At 66.7% G+C, this 19,847-nt stretch carries 14 protein-coding genes; 13 read left to right on the plus strand and 1 reads right to left on the minus strand.

Features of this window, described 5'->3' with window-relative positions:
- Positions 1–36: 36 nt before the first annotated feature.
- Positions 37–1,704, minus strand: a complete 1,668-nt coding sequence (gene recN, locus AC23D6_RS09150) for a DNA repair protein RecN (RefSeq protein WP_487752440.1) — start codon at positions 1,702–1,704, stop codon at positions 37–39.
- A gap of 129 nt (positions 1,705–1,833) precedes the next feature.
- Here recN and hrcA point away from each other — a divergent pair, with 129 nt between their 5' ends.
- From hrcA to greA, 13 genes are all read left to right on the plus strand, one after another.
- Positions 1,834–2,889, plus strand: coding sequence for a heat-inducible transcriptional repressor HrcA (hrcA, locus tag AC23D6_RS09155; protein WP_487752441.1), 1,056 nt, complete (start codon positions 1,834–1,836; stop codon positions 2,887–2,889).
- A gap of 41 nt (positions 2,890–2,930) precedes the next feature.
- Positions 2,931–3,452 (plus strand): nucleotide exchange factor GrpE, encoded by a 522-nt coding sequence (gene grpE / locus AC23D6_RS09160; protein ID WP_487752442.1) that lies wholly within the window; start codon positions 2,931–2,933, stop codon positions 3,450–3,452.
- 110 nt (positions 3,453–3,562) lie between these two features.
- The gene (gene dnaK, locus AC23D6_RS09165) at positions 3,563–5,482 is read left to right on the plus strand and encodes a molecular chaperone DnaK (RefSeq protein ID WP_487752443.1); all 1,920 of its coding nucleotides are present in this window, start codon (positions 3,563–3,565) and stop codon (positions 5,480–5,482) included.
- Between the two features lie 93 nt (positions 5,483–5,575).
- Positions 5,576–6,694, plus strand: a complete 1,119-nt coding sequence (gene dnaJ / locus AC23D6_RS09170; RefSeq protein ID WP_487752444.1) for a molecular chaperone DnaJ — start codon at positions 5,576–5,578, stop codon at positions 6,692–6,694.
- A 108-nt stretch (positions 6,695–6,802) separates the two neighbouring features.
- Positions 6,803–8,692 (plus strand): DUF3857 domain-containing transglutaminase family protein, encoded by a 1,890-nt coding sequence (locus AC23D6_RS09175; RefSeq protein ID WP_487752445.1) that lies wholly within the window; start codon positions 6,803–6,805, stop codon positions 8,690–8,692.
- 31 nt (positions 8,693–8,723) lie between these two features.
- On the plus strand, positions 8,724–9,845 hold the full coding sequence (locus AC23D6_RS09180; RefSeq protein ID WP_487752602.1) for a prephenate dehydrogenase: 1,122 nt from the start codon (positions 8,724–8,726) through the stop codon (positions 9,843–9,845).
- Positions 9,842–10,543 carry an MOSC domain-containing protein gene (locus AC23D6_RS09185; RefSeq protein ID WP_487752446.1) on the plus strand — a complete coding sequence of 234 codons (702 nt, stop codon included), beginning with the start codon at positions 9,842–9,844 and terminating at the stop codon, positions 10,541–10,543. Before AC23D6_RS09180 ends, AC23D6_RS09185 begins: the two co-directional genes overlap by 4 nt.
- A gap of 235 nt (positions 10,544–10,778) precedes the next feature.
- Positions 10,779–11,993, plus strand: a complete 1,215-nt coding sequence (locus tag AC23D6_RS09190) for a sensor domain-containing phosphodiesterase (protein ID WP_487752447.1) — start codon at positions 10,779–10,781, stop codon at positions 11,991–11,993.
- A gap of 45 nt (positions 11,994–12,038) precedes the next feature.
- The gene (gene dapB, locus AC23D6_RS09195; protein WP_487752448.1) at positions 12,039–12,758 is read left to right on the plus strand and encodes a 4-hydroxy-tetrahydrodipicolinate reductase; all 720 of its coding nucleotides are present in this window, start codon (positions 12,039–12,041) and stop codon (positions 12,756–12,758) included.
- Positions 12,759–12,985: 227 nt separating this feature from the next.
- The gene (gene carA, locus AC23D6_RS09200) at positions 12,986–14,119 is read left to right on the plus strand and encodes a glutamine-hydrolyzing carbamoyl-phosphate synthase small subunit (RefSeq protein WP_487752449.1); all 1,134 of its coding nucleotides are present in this window, start codon (positions 12,986–12,988) and stop codon (positions 14,117–14,119) included.
- Between the two features lie 73 nt (positions 14,120–14,192).
- Complete coding sequence (locus AC23D6_RS09205; RefSeq protein ID WP_487752450.1) at positions 14,193–16,100, plus strand: S9 family peptidase; 1,908 nt, start codon at positions 14,193–14,195, stop codon at positions 16,098–16,100.
- A 20-nt stretch (positions 16,101–16,120) separates the two neighbouring features.
- Positions 16,121–19,366, plus strand: a complete 3,246-nt coding sequence (gene carB / locus AC23D6_RS09210; RefSeq protein ID WP_487752451.1) for a carbamoyl-phosphate synthase large subunit — start codon at positions 16,121–16,123, stop codon at positions 19,364–19,366.
- An 8-nt stretch (positions 19,367–19,374) separates the two neighbouring features.
- Complete coding sequence (gene greA, locus AC23D6_RS09215) at positions 19,375–19,842, plus strand: transcription elongation factor GreA (RefSeq protein ID WP_487752603.1); 468 nt, start codon at positions 19,375–19,377, stop codon at positions 19,840–19,842.
- The last annotated feature ends 5 nt before the right edge of the window (positions 19,843–19,847 follow it).

The raw sequence follows: 19,847 nt of genomic DNA on the forward strand, positions 1-19,847 counted from the left end.
ACTGACGTCGCTCCCATAATTGGAAGACTGACGCTGTCAGACCGCATTGGCCAGCAGTCGCTTGGCCGCGGCGTGGGCTTCCTTGCTCACTTCCACGCCGCCCAGCATGCGGGCCAGTTCTTCTTCGCGCTGCTTCGCGCCGAGCTTCTCCACCGCGCTCTGGGTCATGCCGTCGACCGGCGCCTTGCTGACGCGGTAGTGCGCGTGGCCCTGCGCCGCGACCTGGGGCAGGTGGGTGACGCACAGCACCTGCCGCTGGGCGCCGAGGGCCCGGAGTTTCTGGCCGACGATCTCCGCGACGGCGCCGCCGATGCCGGTGTCGACTTCATCGAAGACCATCGTGGGCACGGCATCCAATCCCAGCGCAGCCACTTCGATAGCGAGCGAGATGCGGGCGAGCTCGCCGCCCGAGGCGACCTTGCGCAGCGGCCGCGGGGGCTGGCCAGCGTTCGCCGAGACCAGGAATTCCGTGCGCTCGGCGCCTGACGGGTCGGGGCGCTCGGCCTCGTGCGCCTCGAGCGCCACTTCGAAACGGCCGCCGCCCATGCCCAGTTCGGCGATCAGCGCGGTGGTGGTCTCGCCCAACGACCTGGCGGCCCGCTGGCGCGTGCGGCTCAACGCATCGGCCGCATCACGCCAGCGCTGGCGCGCGGCCTCGATCTCGTCGTTGAGCTTGAGCAGGCGTTCGCCCGCGCCGCGCAGCGAGTCGAGTTCTGCGGCGAGCCGATCATGCTGGTCCTGCAGGCCGTCCAGTGGTACGCGGTGCTTGCGGGCGAGGTCGTGGACGCGTGCCAGGCGGCGTTCGAGTTCCTCGAACTGGCCCGGATCGGCCTCCAGGTCGTCGCGGACCTGGCCGAGCAACCCCAAGGCTTCCTCGATCTGGATGGCGGCACCTTCCAGCATGCCGTCCACGTCCCTGAGGCGCGGTTCGTGCTCGATCTGGCGGGCGAGATCGGCCCGGGTATGCTGCAGTTGCCGGCTCAGGGAAGGCGCCTCCTCGCCCGACAGGCTCACCAGCGCCGCATCGCAGGCGGCGATCAGGCTGGCCGCGTGCGCCTGCCGGCGATGGCCTGCGACCAACGCCTCGAGGGCGGCGGGCGCGAGGTCCTCGCGCTGCAGTTCTGCCAGCTGATGCTCCAGGTAATTGATCCGGTCGGACACGTCGCCTTGGCCGGAGAGCTGGTCGCGTTCGCCGAGCAGGGCACTCCACTGGCGCGCGGCGTCACGCACGGCGCGGGCTTCGGCCTGGTTGCCTGCGTAGGCATCCAGCAGTTCCAACTGGCTGTGACGGGCAAGCAGGGCCTGGTGCTCGTGCTGGCCATGGATCTCGACCAGCCGGCCGGCCAGGTCGCCCAGCTGCGAGAGGGTCACGCTGCGGCCGTTGATCCACGCGCGCGAGCCTCCGTCAGCGCGGATGACCCGGCGCAGCTGGCACTGGCCGTCGTCGTCCAGTTCGTGCTCGGCCAGCCAAGCCAGCGCGGGCGAGCCGGGGGACGGCTGGAATTCGGCGGACAACTCGGCGCGTTCGGCGCCGTGGCGGACCACGCCGCTGTCGGCGCGCAGGCCGGACAGGAAGCCCAGCGCATCCACCAGCAGCGACTTGCCTGCACCGGTTTCGCCCGAAATGACGGTCATGCCCTCGCCGAACTCCAGTTCGGCGGAGCGGACGACGGCAAAATCCTTGATCGCAAGATGGGTCAGCATGGCGATAGTGTAGGGCCGGGCGATGTCGGTTCGAAGGCGCGCGATGCTCGCCGCCCCGCGTCGCACGTGTCGAGACGGTTCAGCGCCGGACCCTTGCAGGCGCCGCGGCGTTGGCGCTATCTATGCGTCATGTCTTCGCCGTCGCCGTCGCCGCCGCTGGATCCCCGGGCCCGCCACCTGCTGCGCACGCTGATATCGCGCTACATCCGCGATGGCGAACCGGTGGGTTCCCAGACCCTGGCCCGGCATGCGGGGCTGGAGGTCAGCCCGGCCACCATCCGCAACATCCTGGCCGAGCTGGAGGAAGTCGGCCTGCTCAGTTCGCCCCATACCTCGGCCGGGCGGATTCCGACGGCGCAGGGGTACCGGGTGTTCGTCGACAGCCTGGTGCAGGTGAAGTCGCTGGGCGAAGGCGAGGTCGCAAGGCTGCGTTCGGAGTTGCCCAGCGGTGCGGGCACCCAGGCCCTGCTGGGCAACGCGTCGGAACTGCTGTCGGCGATGACCCATTTCGTCGGCGTAGTCAGCGTGCCCCGGCGCGAGCAATTCGCCTTCCGCTACATCGACTTCGTCCCGCTGGACGGCAAGCGGGTGATGGCAATCCTGGTGTTCGCTGACAACGACGTCCAGAACCGGGTCATCGAAACCCGGCGTCCGTACGAGCGCTCCGAACTGGAGCGGGTGTCCAACTACTTGAATGCCCATTTCGCCGGCCGGTCGTTGGCGGACATCCGCGCGACCCTCCTGCGCGACCTACGCACCGCCCAGACCGAGATGGAGGGGCTGCTGGCCGAGTCCATCGAGTTGGCCGAGCAGGCGCTCACGCCGCCGAACGACGACGTGGTGCTGGCTGGGCAGACCCGCCTGATGGGGGTGCAGGAACTGTCCGACCTGGAGCGGTTGCGCGACCTGTTCGAAGCGTTTGCCCGCAAGCGCGAAATCCTGCAATTGCTGGAGCGTACGATCCGCGCGCCGGGCGTGCGCATCTTCATCGGCGAGGATACCGGCCTCGCCCCCCACGACGGCGTGTCGGTGGTGACCGCGCCGTATATGGCGGGGGGACAGGTACTGGGCGTACTGGGGGTGATCGGACCTACGCGGATGGCCTACGACCGGGTGATTCCGGTGGTGCAGGCGGCCGCCGATGTCCTGGGCGCCGCCTTGAATCCTGAAACGCCGGCCCCATAGGTTCCCGGTTGGGCGGCTGGACCCGCCGCCAGGGAACCGAGATGAACGAACCGCACGAACACGACGCCACGCCGGGCCACGCGCCCGAATCCCCAGATACCGACGCCGCCCTGCTGGCCGAGCTGGAAACCCTGCGCAACGAGCTGGACCAGTTGCGCGCGACCACGCTGCTGGAGCGTGCCGACCTGGAGAACCAGCGCAAGCGCGTGGCGCGCGACATCGAGCAGGCCCGCAAGTTCGCCAACGAGCGCCTGCTGGGCGACCTGCTGCCTGTATTCGACAGCCTGGATGCCGGCCTCGCGGCCGCGGGGACCGAACCCAGCCCGCTCAAGGACGGGCTGGAACTGACCTTCAAGCAGTTGCTGAAGGTGGCCGGCGACAACGGCCTGACCCTGCTGGACCCCACCGGCGAAGCGTTCAACCCCGAACACCACCAGGCCATCAGCCAGACCGACGCGCCCGGCGCGGCGCCCGGCAGTGTGGTGCAGGTGTTCCAGAAGGGCTATGTGCTCAACGGCCGCCTGCTGCGCCCGGCCCTCGTGGTCGTGGCCAAGCACGACTGAACGCCTGCGCGGTGGCGCTTGAACGGCGCCATCGCACCCCTATATCGGGACCATCCATCCGGCCGATCGCCGGGACCAACATCAGCATTTGCTAGGGAGCGAGATCCATCATGGGCAAGATCATCGGCATCGACCTGGGCACGACGAACTCGTGCGTGGCGATCATGGACGGCGGCAAGGCCCGCGTCATCGAAAACTCGGAAGGCGACCGCACCACGCCGTCCATCGTCGCCTACACCAAGGACGGCGAAGTACTGGTTGGCGCCTCGGCCAAGCGCCAGGCCGTGACCAATCCGAAGAACACCTTCTACGCGGTGAAGCGCCTGATCGGCCGCAAGTTCACCGACGCTGAAGTGAAGAAGGACCTGGACCTGGTGCCCTACGGCATCGTCGCCCACGACAACGGCGACGCCTGGGTGCAGACCAGCGACGGCAAGAAGATGGCGCCGCAGGAAATCTCCGCGCGCGTGCTGGAGAAGATGAAGAAGACGGCCGAAGCCTTCCTGGGCGAGACCGTCACCGAAGCCGTCATCACCGTGCCGGCCTACTTCAACGACAGCCAGCGCCAGGCCACCAAGGACGCCGGCAAGATCGCCGGCCTGGACGTCAAGCGCATCATCAACGAGCCCACCGCGGCCGCGCTGGCCTATGGCCTGGACAAGGGCGAGGGCGGGGCGGACCGCAAGATCGTCGTCTATGACCTGGGCGGCGGTACGTTCGACGTGTCGATCATCGAGATCGCCAACGTCGACGGCGAGAAGCAGTTCGAAGTGCTGGCGACCAACGGCGACACCTTCCTGGGTGGCGAGGACTTCGACAAGCGCGTCATCGACTACCTCGTCGAGGAGTTCCAGAAGGACCAGGGCATCGACCTGCGCAAGGACCCGCTGGCGCTGCAGCGCCTGAAGGACGCGGCCGAGCGCGCGAAGATCGAGCTCTCCAGCTCGCAGCAGACCGAAGTGAACCTGCCGTACGTCACCGCCGACGCCTCGGGCCCGAAGCACCTCAACATCAAGCTCACCCGCGCCAAGCTGGAAGCGCTGGTCGAGGACCTGGTGAAGAAGACCATCGAGCCGTGCCGTATCGCGCTGAACGATGCGGGCCTGCGCGCCAGCGACATCGGCGAGGTGATCCTGGTCGGTGGCCAGACCCGCATGCCGAAGGTGCAGCAGGCGGTGGCCGAGTTCTTCGGCAAGGAACCGCGCAAGGACGTCAACCCGGATGAGGCCGTGGCGCTGGGCGCCGCGATCCAGGGCGGCGTGCTGGCCGGCGATGTCAAGGACGTGCTGCTGCTCGACGTGACCCCGCTGAGCCTAGGCATCGAGACCCTGGGCGGTGTGTTCACCAAGATCATCGAGAAGAACACCACCATCCCGACCAAAGCCTCGCAGACCTTCTCCACCGCCGAGGACAACCAGTCCGCGGTGACGGTGCACGTGCTGCAGGGTGAGCGCGAACAGGCCCGCTTCAACAAGTCGCTGGCCAAGTTCGACCTGTCCGGCATCGAGCCGGCCCCGCGTGGCATGCCGCAGGTGGAAGTGTCCTTCGACATCGACGCCAACGGCATCCTGCACGTGTCGGCCAAGGACAAGAAGACCAACAAGGAACAGAAGGTCGAGATCAAGGCCGGTTCGGGCCTGTCCGAGGACGAGATCGCGCGCATGGTCGCCGACGCCGAGGCGCATCGCGAAGAGGACAAGAAGTTCCAGGAGCTGGTCCAGGCGCGCAACCACGCCGACGGCCTGATCCACGCCACCCGCAGCGCCATCACCGAGCACGGCAGCAAGGTGCCGGGCGACGTGATCGGTCGCGTGGAATCGGCGATCGCCGAACTGGAGTCGGCCATGAAGGGCGACGAGAAGACGCAGATCGAAGCCAAGGCCAAGGCACTCGAGGAGGCCGGCCAGTCGCTGTACGCGGCGGCGGCCTCGTCCGAACAGCCGGGTGCCGGCGGCACCGGTGGTCCCTCGGCGCCCGCGGACGACGTGGTCGACGCGGAGTTCACCGAGGTGAAGGACGACAAGAAGTAATCCCGGCCCCGGGATGCGGCGAACGGGAGACGTGGCCTGCCACGGGCTCCCGTTCTGCCATCCGGCGCCCCCGCCAGACCAGCCTGACCGCACATGAGCAAACGCGATTACTACGAAGTCCTGGGCGTGGCCCGCGACGCCAGCGACGAGGACCTGAAGAAGGCCTACCGCCGCTGCGCGATGAAACACCACCCTGATCGCAATCCCGGCGATGCGGCCGCTGAGGTCGCGTTCAAGGAATGCAAGGAAGCCTACGAAGTGCTGTCCGACGGCGCCAAGCGCCGTGCCTACGACGCACACGGTCATGCCGCATTCGAGCACGGCATGGGCGGCGGCGGTCCCGGCGGCCCGGACATGGGCGACATCTTCGGCGACATCTTCGGCAACATCTTCGGCGGCGGTGGCGCACGCGCGGCTCGGCGCGGTGCCGACGTCGGCTACGTGATGGAGCTGGACCTGGAAGAAGCGGTCGCGGGCGTCGAGAAACGCATCGAGATCCCGTCGCTGGTCGCCTGCGAACCCTGCAAGGGCTCGGGCTCGGCCGACGGCAAGGTCGAGACCTGCGGCACCTGCGGCGGTCGCGGCAACGTGCGCATGCAGCGTGGCATCTTCGCCATGCAGCAGGCGTGTCCGGCCTGCGGCGGCCGCGGCCAGACCATCAAGAATCCCTGCACCGAGTGCCACGGTGCCGGTCGCGTCGAGGAAGAAAAGGTCCTGTCGGTCAAGATCCCGGCCGGCGTGGACAACGGCGACCGCATCCGCCTGACCGGCGAAGGCGAGGCCGGCCCGCCCGGCACGCCGCCGGGCGACCTGTACGTGGAAGTGCGCGTGCGCGAGCACGACATCTTCCAGCGCGACGGCGATGACCTGCACTGCGAAGTGCCGATCCGCATCTCGCAGGCCGCGCTGGGCGATACCGTCCGCGTGCCCACGCTGAAGGGCGAGGCGGAGATCCGCATTCCCGCTGAAACCCAGACCGGCAAGCTGTTCCGCCTGCGCGGCAAGGGCGTGAAGTCCGTGCGCAGCCGCAGCGAGGGCGATCTTTACTGCCGCGTCGTGGTTGAAACACCCGTCAACCTGACCCCCGAGCAGCGCGAGTTGCTCGAGAAGTTCGAAGCCACGTTCGTCGGCGAGGAGGCACGCAAGCACTCGCCGAAATCGGCCACCTTTCTCGATGGCGTGAAGGGCTTCTGGGACCGCATGACGTCCTGACCCTGCGACCTTCGGCCGCCCGCGGACGCGAGCGGCTTGTGGCATCCTGCGACGGCCCCGGAGACCCCGGGGCCGTTTTCATTCACGTCCACGATGAAGGGAGGTCGCGTGCGTACGAACATGGGGAAGTGGTGGGGGATCTTGGCGCTGGTCGTGCTGGCGCCTGCATGGGCGGCCGATGACCGGCCGTTGCAGGTCGAGCGCGAGTCGACGCGTTTCGTCCTCGATGCCGACGGCAGTTTCGTGCAGGAGCAGGAGACCGCGATCAAGGTGCTGAAGGACAGCGCGCTCGAGGCGGCCAAGGACGCTTCCGTGAGCTACAGCACCAGCATCCAGAAGGCCGAGGTGATCGAGGCCTACACGCTGAAGCCCGACGGGCGCCGCGTCGACGTGCCGCGGGGCAACTACCAGGTCAGCAGCAGTTCGGGGCGCGAGGGCGATTCGCCTATCTATTCGGACCAGACCACGCTCACGGTGGTGTTCCCCGAACTCGCCGTCGGCGACACCACGGTGTTCGCGTACCGGGTGACGGCGACCCAGCCGATGTTCCCGGGCCACTTCTCGGTGATCCGCAACTACAGCCCGGCGTCGTACTACGGCGACGTGCAGGTGACCATCGACGCGCCGGAGGCCATGAAGGCGACGTGGCGCAACTGGCAGATGACCCAGCCCGCCGTCGAGACGGGCGAGGGGCGACGTATCGTCCGCTGGCAATGGAGTAACCGTCAGCCGGTCGATCGCGAGAGCCTGCGCGACACGGTCTTCACCGCCGATCGCTACCCGGGCTATGCGTTCTCCACGTTCGCCAGCTACGCCGACATTGCGGCGGCCTACGGTGGACCGGCCAATGCCAAGGCGGCCCTGACCCCGCGGTTACGAACGCTCGCGGCTGAGATCGCCGGCAAGAGCAAGGACTCGCGCGAGACGGCGAAGAAGCTCTACGAGTGGGTGTCCACGAAGATCACCTACGCGGGCAACTGCATCGGGCTGGGGGCAGTGGTGCCGCGCGACCTGGACGTGGTCCTCGACAACCGCATGGGCGACTGCAAGGACCACGCGACTCTCTTACAGGCGCTGCTGAAGGCGCGCGGCATCGACAGTACCCAGGCGCTGATCAATGCGGGCGGGACCTACACGCTGCCGGACATTCCGGTCGCGTCGGTCGTCAACCACGTGATCAACTACATCCCCAGCCTGGATCTGTACGTGGACTCCACCGCGGCCACGGTGCCCTTCGGCAGCTTGCCGGACGGCGCTGCGGGCAAGCCAGTGCTGCTGGTGGACGGCCATCGCGATGGCACCACGACGCCGGTGACGCAGGTGGGTTCGGAGTGGCAGAAGCTCCGCACGACCATCCGCATCCAGCCGGATGGCTCGATCAAGGGAACGCAGCGGGTGGAACTGAGCGGGCGCATGGCGGTCGCGGCGCGTACGCAGTTCCGCAACGTCGGCGCAAGCGACGCGGACAAACTGGTGCGCAACTACTTCCGCGGTAACGCACTGAGCGCGAACGGCAAGGTGAAGTACGACGATCCGGTGCCGATGCTGGAGACGTTCAATCTGGATGCGGACTTCGAGGTCGACCGGATGATTCCGACGACGGGTGGCTTTCAGGTGCAGCCCTGGTTCCTCAGCTTCACGCCGGTCGCGATGCTGGTGGCCTCGCAACTCGGCGACCCAGACCAGCCGGCGGGCGAGAGCAGCTGTGGTGCCTACCACTCGGACGAGGAGTACACGTTCGAGTTTCCGGCTTCCATGCGCATCCTCGCCGTGCCGAAAGACGTGAGCCTGCGCGAGGGCACGCTGAGTTACGTCTCGACGTTCCGCCAGGAGGGCAGCCGCCTGCACGTCCGTCGCACGCTGGATGATCGGACGCCCGGACCGGTGTGCTCGCCCGAGTACAACGCGGGTTTCTCCCAGGTGATGCGCCGGATCATGCCGGACCTGCGTGCGCAGGTCGTCTATCTAAGCGAGGCGGAGGGCGCCTCGTCGCGATGAGCCGGGAATGATCGACCGCACCCCGCCCACCATGCCCACACGCGGCCACGACACGCCGCGCGTGGGCATCGTCGGTAGCGCGGGCGCCTACGGACGCTGGCTCACGCGCTTTTTCCGCGTGCGTATGGGCCTGGACGTCATCGGCCATGATCCGGCCGATCCTGCGTCGGTGGATGAAGCCGCACTAGCGCAGCTCGCCGATGTATTGGTTTTCTCGGCGCCCATTCGCCACACCGCCGAACTGATCGCGCGCTACCGCACACTGGCTGCGGGAACCGAGGTGGGGCGGTTGTGGCTGGACGTCACCTCGATCAAGGCTGCGCCTGTATCCGAAATGCTCGCCTCGCGCGCCGAAGTGGTCGGCCTGCATCCGATGACGGCGCCGCCGAAAACCCCGACGCTGAAAGGCCGGGTGATGGTGGTCAGTGAGGCGAGGTTGGATGCGTGGCGGCCGTGGGTGGCGTCGTTGCTGGCGGCGCTTGAAGCCGAATGCGTGCAGGCCACGCCCGAGCAGCATGACCGCGTGATGGCACTGGTGCAGGCGATGGTCCATGCCACGCACCTCGCCCAAGCGGGCGTGTTGCGCGGTGAAGCTGCGCGCGTCGGCGACCTGGCGGCACTGATGCCGTACCGCTCGGCGTCGTTCGAGATGGACGCCGCCATCCTCGCCCGCATCCTCTCATTGAACCCGGCGATCTACGAGGACATCCAGTTCGGCAATCCGTACGCGGGCGATGTATTGCGCGCGCTCGGCCAGCAGATCGAACGGATGGCGCAGCTGGTGGGCGAGGGCAGTGACGCCGCGAGAACCGCGTTCCGCACGGAATTCCTCACCGACAACCGCGATGCGGTCGGGCCAGCCATGCTGGCCGATGGCAACTACAGTTACGAACGGATCGGCTACCTGTTGGCCGATCTGGCCGGCCGCGAAGCGCTCAGCGTGCATCTGCCGGAAGATCGCCCTGGCTCGCTGCGTGCGCTACTCCATGTGTTCGAACGGCATGGCGTCAGCTTGTCTTCCATCCATTCCTCGCGAACACCGGAGGGCGAAGTGCATTTCCGGATCGGTTTCGATGCGAACGTGGAGGCGCTGTCCCTCGCCGCCGCAGCCCGGGAGATCGATGCGTCGGGGCTGGGGAGGGTGCTGCCGTGACGACGCCATCGTGCGTGGTGGACGAGGTGCTGGCCGGCAAGGCGGTCGCGTTCACGAGGCCAGGCAGCCGCAGCGCGATCGCGAAGACCGCCGTCATCGGACCGCAACGCGTCACCACGCTGGGCATCGGCGGCGACGAACAGGGCGATCTGCGCGTGCATGGTGGCCCGGACAAGGCGATCCATCACTACCCCATGGATCATTACGCGCTGTGGCGGTCCGATATGGGGCCGCATCCCTTGCTCGAGAGACCGGGTGCATTCGGCGAGAACATCAGCACGTATGGCATGACGGAAGAGCTCGTGTGCCTGGGTGACCGCTACCGACTGGGCTCGGCGCTGGTAGAGGTGTCGCAATCGCGGCAGCCGTGCTGGAAGCTGTCGGACCGGTTTGGCGTTCCTGACATGGCGCGGCGCGTGCAGGACACCGGCCGCACCGGCTGGTATTACCGCGTGGTGGAGGAAGGCCGCGTGCAGCAGGGCGACCGGATCGCGCTGGAGGCGAGGCCGCATCCGCAATGGCCGCTCGTACGCCTCATCGATCTGCTCTACCGGCGCACGGTCGATGCCGGCGAGTTGCAAGAAGTCACGGCGTTGCCCCTGGTGCCGTCGTGGCGCGTGCTGTTCGAACGACGGCTCGAGCACGGCACGGTGGAGGATTGGCGCAAGCGGCTGACCGGCACGGCGCCCGAGCAATAAGGCGGGCTTCGTGATGTTGCGCAACTGTAAATGTGTTTACTCGACAGCCTTGTGCGCATCGCTCTAGCATCACGGCCTCCATGCATGGGGCATGCATCATGTTCATCATCCGCAGGGAGTGTCGGAGATGAGTCGGGATCGCAAAGTGACGTCCTTGTCGTCGGTCAGGGTGCCGGTCTCGATACCTGGCAAACGCGCGTCGGACGATGAAGCCATCACCCTGCTGACCCGCATCGTGGCCGCCCAGGGCGAGATCGCGGCCGCGGGGCCGGAACCGCAGGATGTCGTCGACGCCATCACTTATCGTGCGCAGGAACTGACGGGCTCGGCGGGCGCCGTGCTTGAGATCCGCGACGGCGACCTGATGCGTTACTGGTCGGCCAGTGGCATCGCACAAAGCCAGGTCGGGCTCACGTTGCCGGTAGAAGGCAGCCTGTCGGGGCGCTGCATCGGCGAGGCGAGGGTATTGAGGTGCGACGACAGCGAAGAGGATCCGCGCGTCAACCGCGATGCGTGCCGCCGCGTGGGCCTGCGCTCGATGTTGGTAGCGCCCTTGCGGTTTCGTGACCAGGTCGTCGGCGTTTTGAAGGTGCTGGCCACCACGCCCGGCGCCTACGGCGACACCGACTGCAGGACGCTCGAACACCTGAGCACCCTGGCCGCCGCGAGCATGTACAAGGCCATCGAACATGCGCAGATGCGTGCTGCACTCGATGCCCGCATAGGCCATGGCGAGCGCGACCGCAAGCATGTACACGACGCTCGCGCGCGCCTGCTGGAGGTGCTGGAGCATCGGCAGATCACGAGCGCGCTGCAACCCGTCGTCCGCCTTGCCGACGGCGCGGTGGTGGGTTACGAGGCGCTCGCGCGCTTTCCGCTCGAGTACGACCTGTCGACCGGGCGTTGGTTCGAGGACGCGGCGCGTAGCGGGCTCAGCGTCGAGCTCGAACTCGCGGCCGCCGAGGCGGCGCTCGGGCACCTGGCCTCGCTGCCGGCGCAGGCCTTCCTGTCGATCAACATTTCACCGGAAACCGCGTGCAGCGATCGGCTGGCTAACGTCATCGGCGCGCACGACCTGCGCCGGCTGGTGCTGGAAATCACCGAGCACACCGCGGTCGACGACTACGGGCGGTTGAACCAGAGCCTCTCGGCCCTGCAGGACGCGGGCGCACGCATCGCCGTGGACGATACCGGGGCCGGTTTCGCGAGCCTGCGGCACGTGCTCCGGCTCGCACCGGACATCATCAAGCTCGACATCACCCTGGTTCGTGAGGTCGACCAGCGGCCGCGCATGCAGGCGCTCATCGCCGCGTTGCTGACGTTCGCGCAGGGCACGCGGGCCGACCTGATCGCCGAGGGCGTCGAAAACGAGCGCCAGTTGGAGACGCTCAAGGCGCTTGGTGTTCCGTTCGCGCAGGGCTTCCATCTGGGGTATCCGCAGGTGCCCTGAGCGCAGGGGCTTCGCCGCATCGCAGGGGCCCGCTACCATGGCCCCATGGATACCTTGCCAACCCGCCTGCTGATCCACGGCGCTTCCGGCCGCATGGGCCAGGCCCTGCTTCGACTTGCTGCCGAGCAGCCCGCCCTGTACAGCGTTGCTGCCGCCGTCACCCGTCGCGCGCCGGCACAGCGCGTGGTCGGCGGCGTGCCGCACTTCGCCGCCACGGAGCTGTCGGGCGCACCGCCATTCGACGTGGCGATCGACTTCAGCCTGCCCGAGGGATTCGACCCGATCCTCGCGTTATGCGTCGAGCGGGGCGCGCCGCTGGTGTCCGGTACAACGGGGATCGATGCCGCGCAGCAGGGCGCGCTGGCGAAGGCGGCCACACGCATCCCGCTGGTCTGGGCGACCAATTTCAGCCTCGGCGTCGCCGTGCTCGCGGAGCTGGTGGAACGGGCGGCATCGGCGTTGCCGGGCTGGGACGTGGACATCGTCGAATCCCATCACGTCCACAAGAAGGATGCGCCCTCCGGCACCGCGCTGACGCTGGGCCAGGCCGCGGGCAGCGCCGGGCAGCCTGTCCACTACGCCAGCCTGCGGGCCGGCGACATCGTGGGCGAACATACGGTGCAGTTTGCCGGGCTCGGCGAGCGGGTCGAGCTGATCCACCGGGCCACCCACCGCGATATTTTTGCCCGTGGCGCCTTGCACGTGGCGCGGATGCTGGTCGACCGGGCGCCGGGCGCCTATCGCGTGCGGGACCTGCTGGATTGATGCGCCAAGGCGCATGCCCGATCGCTCCGTAACCTGAACGCGCAACGCCGGCAGCGGCCCATTCTGCAGCGTCGGGATGCAAAAAACGGTGGCGCTGAACAGGGCTTCCCCGTACAATTCCCGCTCGCCTGTTACCCATCGCCACGGACCGGATAAACGCCGCGTCCGCGGTTTCTTGCAGCCGCAAGTCGGTGGGGCAGGGTTCCTTCTACCCCAAGGCGAACCCCGTGACTCGACCCGCAATCCTCGTACTCGAAGACGGCACCGTATTCGAGGGCGAATCCGTAGGCGCAGATGGCCTGTCGGTCGGCGAAGTGGTGTTCAACACCGCGATGACCGGCTACCAGGAGGTCCTGACGGACCCGTCCTATGCCCGCCAGCTCGTCACCCTAACGTACCCCCATATCGGCAACACCGGCTGCACCGACCAGGACGACGAAGCCTCGAAGGTCTGGTGTGCCGGCCTGATCGTGCGCGACGTGCCGCGCCGCCCCAGCAGTTGGCGCAACCAGCAGGCGCTGCCGGAATGGCTGCAGACCCGTGGCATCGTGGCCATCGCCGGCATCGACACCCGCAAGCTGACCCGCCTGCTGCGCGAGCGCGGCGCCCAGAACGGCGCGCTGATGGCCGGCGACGACCTCAACGTCGAAAAAGCGCTGGAAGCCGCGCGCAAGTTCCCCGGCCTGAAGGGCATGGATCTGGCCAAGGTCGTCACGACCGATAAGGCGTATCCGTGGCGCGACGGCCAGCTGGACCTGGACCGCAACGCCTTCGTGCAGGCGCCGGCGAAGTACAAGGTCGTGGCCTACGACTTCGGCGTGAAGCACAACATCCTGCGCATGCTGGCCGAGCGCGGTTGCGACGTGACCGTGGTGCCGGCGCAGACCAGCGCGGCGGACGTGCTCGCGCTGCAGCCCGATGGCGTGTTCCTGTCCAACGGCCCGGGCGACCCGGAACCGTGCGACTACGCGATCACGGCCATCCGCGAGTTCATCGCGAAGAAGACGCCGACCTTCGGGATCTGCCTGGGCCACCAGCTGCTGGCGCTCGCCGCCGGTGCGAAGACCATGAAGATGGGCCACGGCCACCATGGCGCGAACCATCCGGTGCAGGACATCGATACCGGTCGCGTGATGATCACGTCGCAGAACCACGGTTTCGCCGTAGACGAGGCCTCGCTGCCGGCCAACGTGCGCGTGATCCATCGCTCGCTGTTCGACGGCACCAACCAGGGCATCGAACTGACCGACGCACCGGCGTTCTCGTTCCAGGGCCATCCGGAAGCCTCGCCGGGGCCGCATGATGTCGCACCGCTGTTCGACCGTTTCGTCGCCTGCATGGAGCAGGCACGGTCATCGTGAGGGGGATGGCCCCGTGCCATCGATTGTCCGTACCGGGTGGCGGGGGACGCCGCCCCATCTCAGGGAGTGGAAGATGAAAGTGATGGTCCGTTTACTGTTGCTGCTCGCGCTGCTTCCGTTGCAGGGCTTCGCGCGCGAAGTGCCGATCCAGGATTTCTTCAAAGATGCCCAGTTTACCTCGGTGGCGTTGTCCCCCGACGGCAAGCATATGGCCGTTAACGTGCCCCAGGCCGATCGCACGGTGCTCGCCATCCTGCGCGTGTCGGACCAGGCCCTCGTCGGCAAGTTCGACTACGGCGAGAACCGCCACTTCCGCGAAGTGATCTGGGTCAGCGATAAGCGATTGATCTTCTTCGTCACCTTCAAGCGCGATCGCTACGATTTCGAGACGTCCAGGGGCGATCTCTACGCTGCCAACATGGACGGCTCGAACCGCCTCGACCTGCCCAACGGCAGTACGTACGGCATCGTCAGCACGACGCCCGAAGACCCCGATACGATTCTTATCGAGCGTTCGGTGGAGACGTCCTTCCTCTCCAAGCTCAACGTCAACAACGGCCGCCTGATGACCGTGGCGACTGCGCCCGTCGAGAACGGCACCTTCCTCGTCGACCATGACCGCAAGGTCCGCTATGTCTACGGCGCGATGAACGATGGCCGCAACGTCACGTACCGTCGCGACGGAGACAAGTGGACACTGGTGCACGAGAGTGAGCGTAACGGCGCCACGTACCAGCCGCTCGGGTTCTCCGCTGACAACAAGCGCGTCTATATGGCTAAGAGCGCGGACGGCAAGCCTGAGAGTGTGGTGCTCGTGGACCCCGAGACCCGTGAGGAAGAGCAACTGTCGAACAATGGAACGGTGAGCCCGGCGGGTTACCTGTGGAGCAGTGACGAGCGTACGTTGCTCGGTGTCTGGTACGAAGATGGCGTTCCTTACTGGGACTGGGTTGCACCAAATCATCCCGAGACCAAGGTGTACGCAGGTTTGGTGAAGGCGTTCCCCGGCAAGGCGGTCTGGTTCCAGCACGGCTCCGAGGACGGTCGATACATCACGATGCGCGTGTATGCCGACACCATGCCCTCCGAAATGTATCTGTTCGACCGTCAGACGGGCCAGGCCCAGTTCCTGACGTCCAGCCGCAGTTGGATCAAGCCTGATGAGATGGCGCAGATGCAGCCCATCGACTTCAAGGCACGGGACGGCGTTCCGCTGCATGGGTACCTCACCTTGCCGCGCGGTAGCGAGGGCAAGCGCGTGCCGTTGATCGTGCATCCTCATGGTGGTCCACATGGCCCCCGCGATGAGTGGGGCTTCAATCCGGAGGTGCAGTTCTTGGCCAACCGTGGATTTGCGGTCCTGCAGGTGAATTTCCGCGGCTCGGGTGGCTACGGCAGCGCATTCGAAGGTATGGGCTACCGGAAATGGGGTACGTCCATGCAGGACGATCTTACCGACGCCGTCAACTGGGCGGTGGCCAAGGGTTTCGTGGATCGCGAGCGGGTGTGCATCTATGGCGCATCTTACGGCGGCTACGCGGCGCTGATGAGCCCAGTCCGCGAACCAGACCTGTACAAGTGCGCTGTGGGCTTTGTCGGTGTCTACGATCTGGATATCCAGCGTACCGATAGCGACACGGCGGATGGCGAGTACGGCCGCCATTACCTGAAGGATGTGTTCCCACCGACGACCGCCGAACGTCGAGCGCAGTCTCCGATCTACGGTGTTTCGCGCCTCAAAGCCGCCGTCATGCTGGTGCATGGCGAGAAGGATGTGCGCGTGCCTATTCGCAATATGCACGCCCTGATCGACGCGATGGCCAAAGTCGGCAAGAAGCCGGACGACGTGCTCGTCGAGAAGAAGGAAGCCCACGGCTTTGCCGGCCTGGAGAACAAGGTCGAGCTCTATACGCGGATGCTTACCTTCTTCAACCGCTACATCGGCCCATCCGCCACCACCGGCCAGGCCGTCGCCAAGTAAGTCATTTCTCCGAGAGCACCATGCCCAAGCGCAACGACCTCAAAACCATCCTGATCATCGGTGCAGGCCCGATCGTCATCGGCCAGGCCTGCGAATTCGATTATTCCGGCGCTCAGGCGTGCAAGGCGTTGTGCGAGGAGGGGTATCGGGTGGTGCTGGTCAACAGCAACCCCGCGACCATCATGACCGACCCGGAGATGGCGGACGCGGTCTACATCGAGCCGATCAACTGGCAGACGGTCGAGAAGATCATCGCCAAGGAGAAGCCCGATGCGCTACTGCCCACCATGGGTGGGCAGACGGCGTTGAACTGCGCCCTGGACCTGGCCGACAACGGTGTGCTCGAGAAGTACGGCGTCGAGCTGATCGGCGCCAAGCGCGATGCGATCCGCATGGCTGAAGACCGCGAGCTGTTCCGCGTGGCGATGGGCGAGATCGGCCTGGAGTGCCCGAAGGCGGCCGTCGCCCACACGCTGGAAGAAGCACTGGAGATCCAGACCCGCGTCGGCTACCCGACCATCATCCGCCCCAGCTTCACCCTGGGCGGCAGCGGCGGCGGTATCGCCTACAACCGTGAGGAACTGGTCGACATCGTCACCCGTGGCCTGGAACTGTCGCCCACCACCGAAGTGCTGGTGGAAGAATCGGTGCTGGGCTGGAAGGAGTTCGAGATGGAGGTGGTCCGCGACACCGCGGACAACTGCATCATCGTCTGCTCCATCGAGAACCTCGACCCGATGGGCGTGCACACCGGCGACAGCATCACCGTCGCCCCAGCGCAGACGCTGACCGACAAGGAATACCAGCGCCTGCGCGATGCCTCCATCGCCGTGCTGCGCAAGATCGGCGTGGATACCGGTGGCTCGAACGTGCAGTTCGGCATCAACGCGCAGACCGGCCGCGTCGTCGTCATCGAGATGAATCCGCGCGTGTCGCGTTCGTCGGCCCTGGCGTCGAAGGCCACCGGCTTCCCGATCGCCAAGGTCGCGGCCAAGCTGGCAGTGGGTTATACGCTGGACGAACTGAAGAACGAGATCACCGGCGGCAAGACGCCGGCCTCGTTCGAGCCGGCGATCGACTACGTCGTCACCAAGATCCCGCGCTTCGCGTTCGAGAAGTTCCCGCAGGCCGACGCCCGTCTGACCACACAGATGAAGTCGGTGGGCGAGGTGATGGCGATGGGCCGCACCTTCCAGGAATCCCTGCAGAAGGCCTTGCGCGGTCTGGAGACCGGTAAGGTCGGCCTCGACCCGACCGGCCTGAACCTGGCTGATGAGGACGACCTGGCGAAGCTGCGTCGCGAGCTGAAGGCGCCGGGCCCGGAACGTCTGTTCTACGTGGCCGATGCGTTCCGCGCCGGCATGACGGTCGAGCAGGTGCATGCGCTGTCCTTCATCGACCCCTGGTTCCTCGACCAGATGGAAGAGATCATCGCCGCCGAGCAGCAGCTCGCCACCGATGGCCTGGGCTCGCTCGACAAGGCGCGCATGCGCCGTCTGAAGCGCATGGGCTTCTCCGATGCGCGCCTGGCCCAGCTGGCCGGTACCGATGAAGCCGCCGTGCGCGTGTTGCGCAAGGCGCTGGGCGTGAAGCCGGTGTACAAGCGCGTGGACTCCTGCGCGGCCGAGTTCGCCACCAGCACCGCCTACCTGTATTCGACCTACGAGGACGAGTGCGAAGCGCAGCCGACCGGCCGCGAGAAGATCATGATCCTAGGCGGCGGTCCCAACCGCATCGGTCAGGGCATCGAGTTCGACTACTGCTGCGTGCATGCGGCGCTCGCCCTGCGCGAGGACGGGTTCGAGACCATCATGGTCAACTGCAACCCGGAAACCGTCTCCACCGACTACGACACCTCCGACCGCCTGTACTTCGAGCCGCTGACGCTGGAAGACGTGCTCGAGATCGTCGAACTGGAGCAGCCCAAGGGCGTCATCGTGCAGTACGGCGGCCAGACCCCGCTCAAGCTCGCGCGTGCGCTCGAAGCCAACGGCGTGCCGGTTATCGGCACCAGCCCGGATTCGATCGACCTGGCCGAGGACCGCGAACGCTTCCAGCAACTGGTCGACAAGCTCGGTCTGAAGCAGCCGCCGAACCGCATCGCCCGTAACGACCAAGAAGCCCTGCTGCTGGCGCGAGAGATCGGCTATCCGTTGGTCGTGCGTCCGTCTTACGTGCTGGGCGGCCGTGCGATGGAAATTGTGTACGGCGAATCCGACCTGGCCCGCTACGTGCGCGATGCGGTGAAGGTCTCCAATGATTCGCCGGTGCTGCTGGACCGCTTCCTCGACAACGCGGTGGAAGTGGACGTGGACATCATCGCCGACGCCGAAGGCAACGTCCTGATCGGCGGCGTGATGGAGCACATCGAAGAAGCCGGCGTGCATTCCGGCGACTCCTCGTGCTCGCTACCGCCTTACTCGTTGTCGGCGAAGACGCAGGACGAACTGCGTCGCCAAGTGGTCGAACTGGCCAAGGCTCTGAAGGTCGTCGGCTTGATGAACACCCAGTTCGCCATCCAGGCGAGCGAGGACGGCAGCGACGACATCGTCTACCTGCTGGAAGTGAACCCGCGTGCCTCGCGCACCGTGCCATTCGTCTCCAAGGCCACCGGCATGCCGCTGGCGAAGATTGCGGCCCGCTGCATGGCCGGCAAGACGCTGGCCGGGCAGGGCGCGACGAAAGAGATCGTGCCGGACTACTACTCGGTCAAGGAAGCGATCTTCCCGTTCGCCAAGTTCCAGGGCGTGGACCCGATCCTTGGGCCGGAGATGCGTTCCACCGGCGAAGTGATGGGCGTGGGTCGCAGCTTCGGCGCCGCCATGGCGCGCGCGCAGGAAGCCGGCGGCATCAAGGCGCCGCCGGTGGGCAAGGTGTTCATCTCGGTGCGCGACCCGGACAAGAAGCGCGTGCTGCCGGTGGCGCAGGACTTGGTGGGCCGTGGCTACTCGATCGTTGCGACCGCCGGCACCGCATCGTGGCTGCGCGAGCACGGCATTGCCTGCGAGCAGATCAACAAGGTGCTGGAAGGCCGTCCGCACGTGGTGGATCTGATCAAGAACGGCGAAATCGTGTATATCGTCAACACGACGGAAGGGCGCCAGGCCATCGCCGACTCCTTCTCGATCCGGCGCGAGGCCCTGCAGCACCGCGTCACCTATTCAACCACCGTCGCCGGCGCCAAGGCGCTGGTGCATTCGCTGGAATACCGCGGCACCGGCCCGGTACTGGCGTTGCAGGAACTGCACAAGGAGCTGCAAGGGTGAGAGCCCCATTGACGATGCAGGGCGCCCAGCGCCTGCGCCAGGAACTGGACCTTCTGAAGACGGTCAAGCGTCCCGAGGTGATCACCGCGATCGCCGAGGCGCGTGCGCACGGCGACCTGAAGGAGAACGCCGAGTACCATGCCGCCCGCGAACAGCAGGGCTTCATCGAAGGCCGCATCAAACAGTTGGAGAGCGAGCTGTCGCACTCCGAGATCATCGACGTCAGCAAGCTCAATGCCGGCTCGCGCATCGTGTTCGGCGCCAAGGTCGTGCTGGCCGACGTGGATACGGACGAAGAGAAGCGCTACCAGGTCGTCGGCGACCTGGAGGCGGACATCAAGCTGGGCCTGATCGCGATTTCCTCGCCGCTGGCCCGCGCCCTGATCGGCAAGCACGAAGGCGACTCGGTCACCATCGATGCGCCGGCCGGCCAGCGCGAATACGAAATCGTCGGCGTCTCCTACAGCGACGACTGAGCCAC

The sequence above is a fragment of the Pseudoxanthomonas sp. G3 genome, from assembly GCF_057654715.1.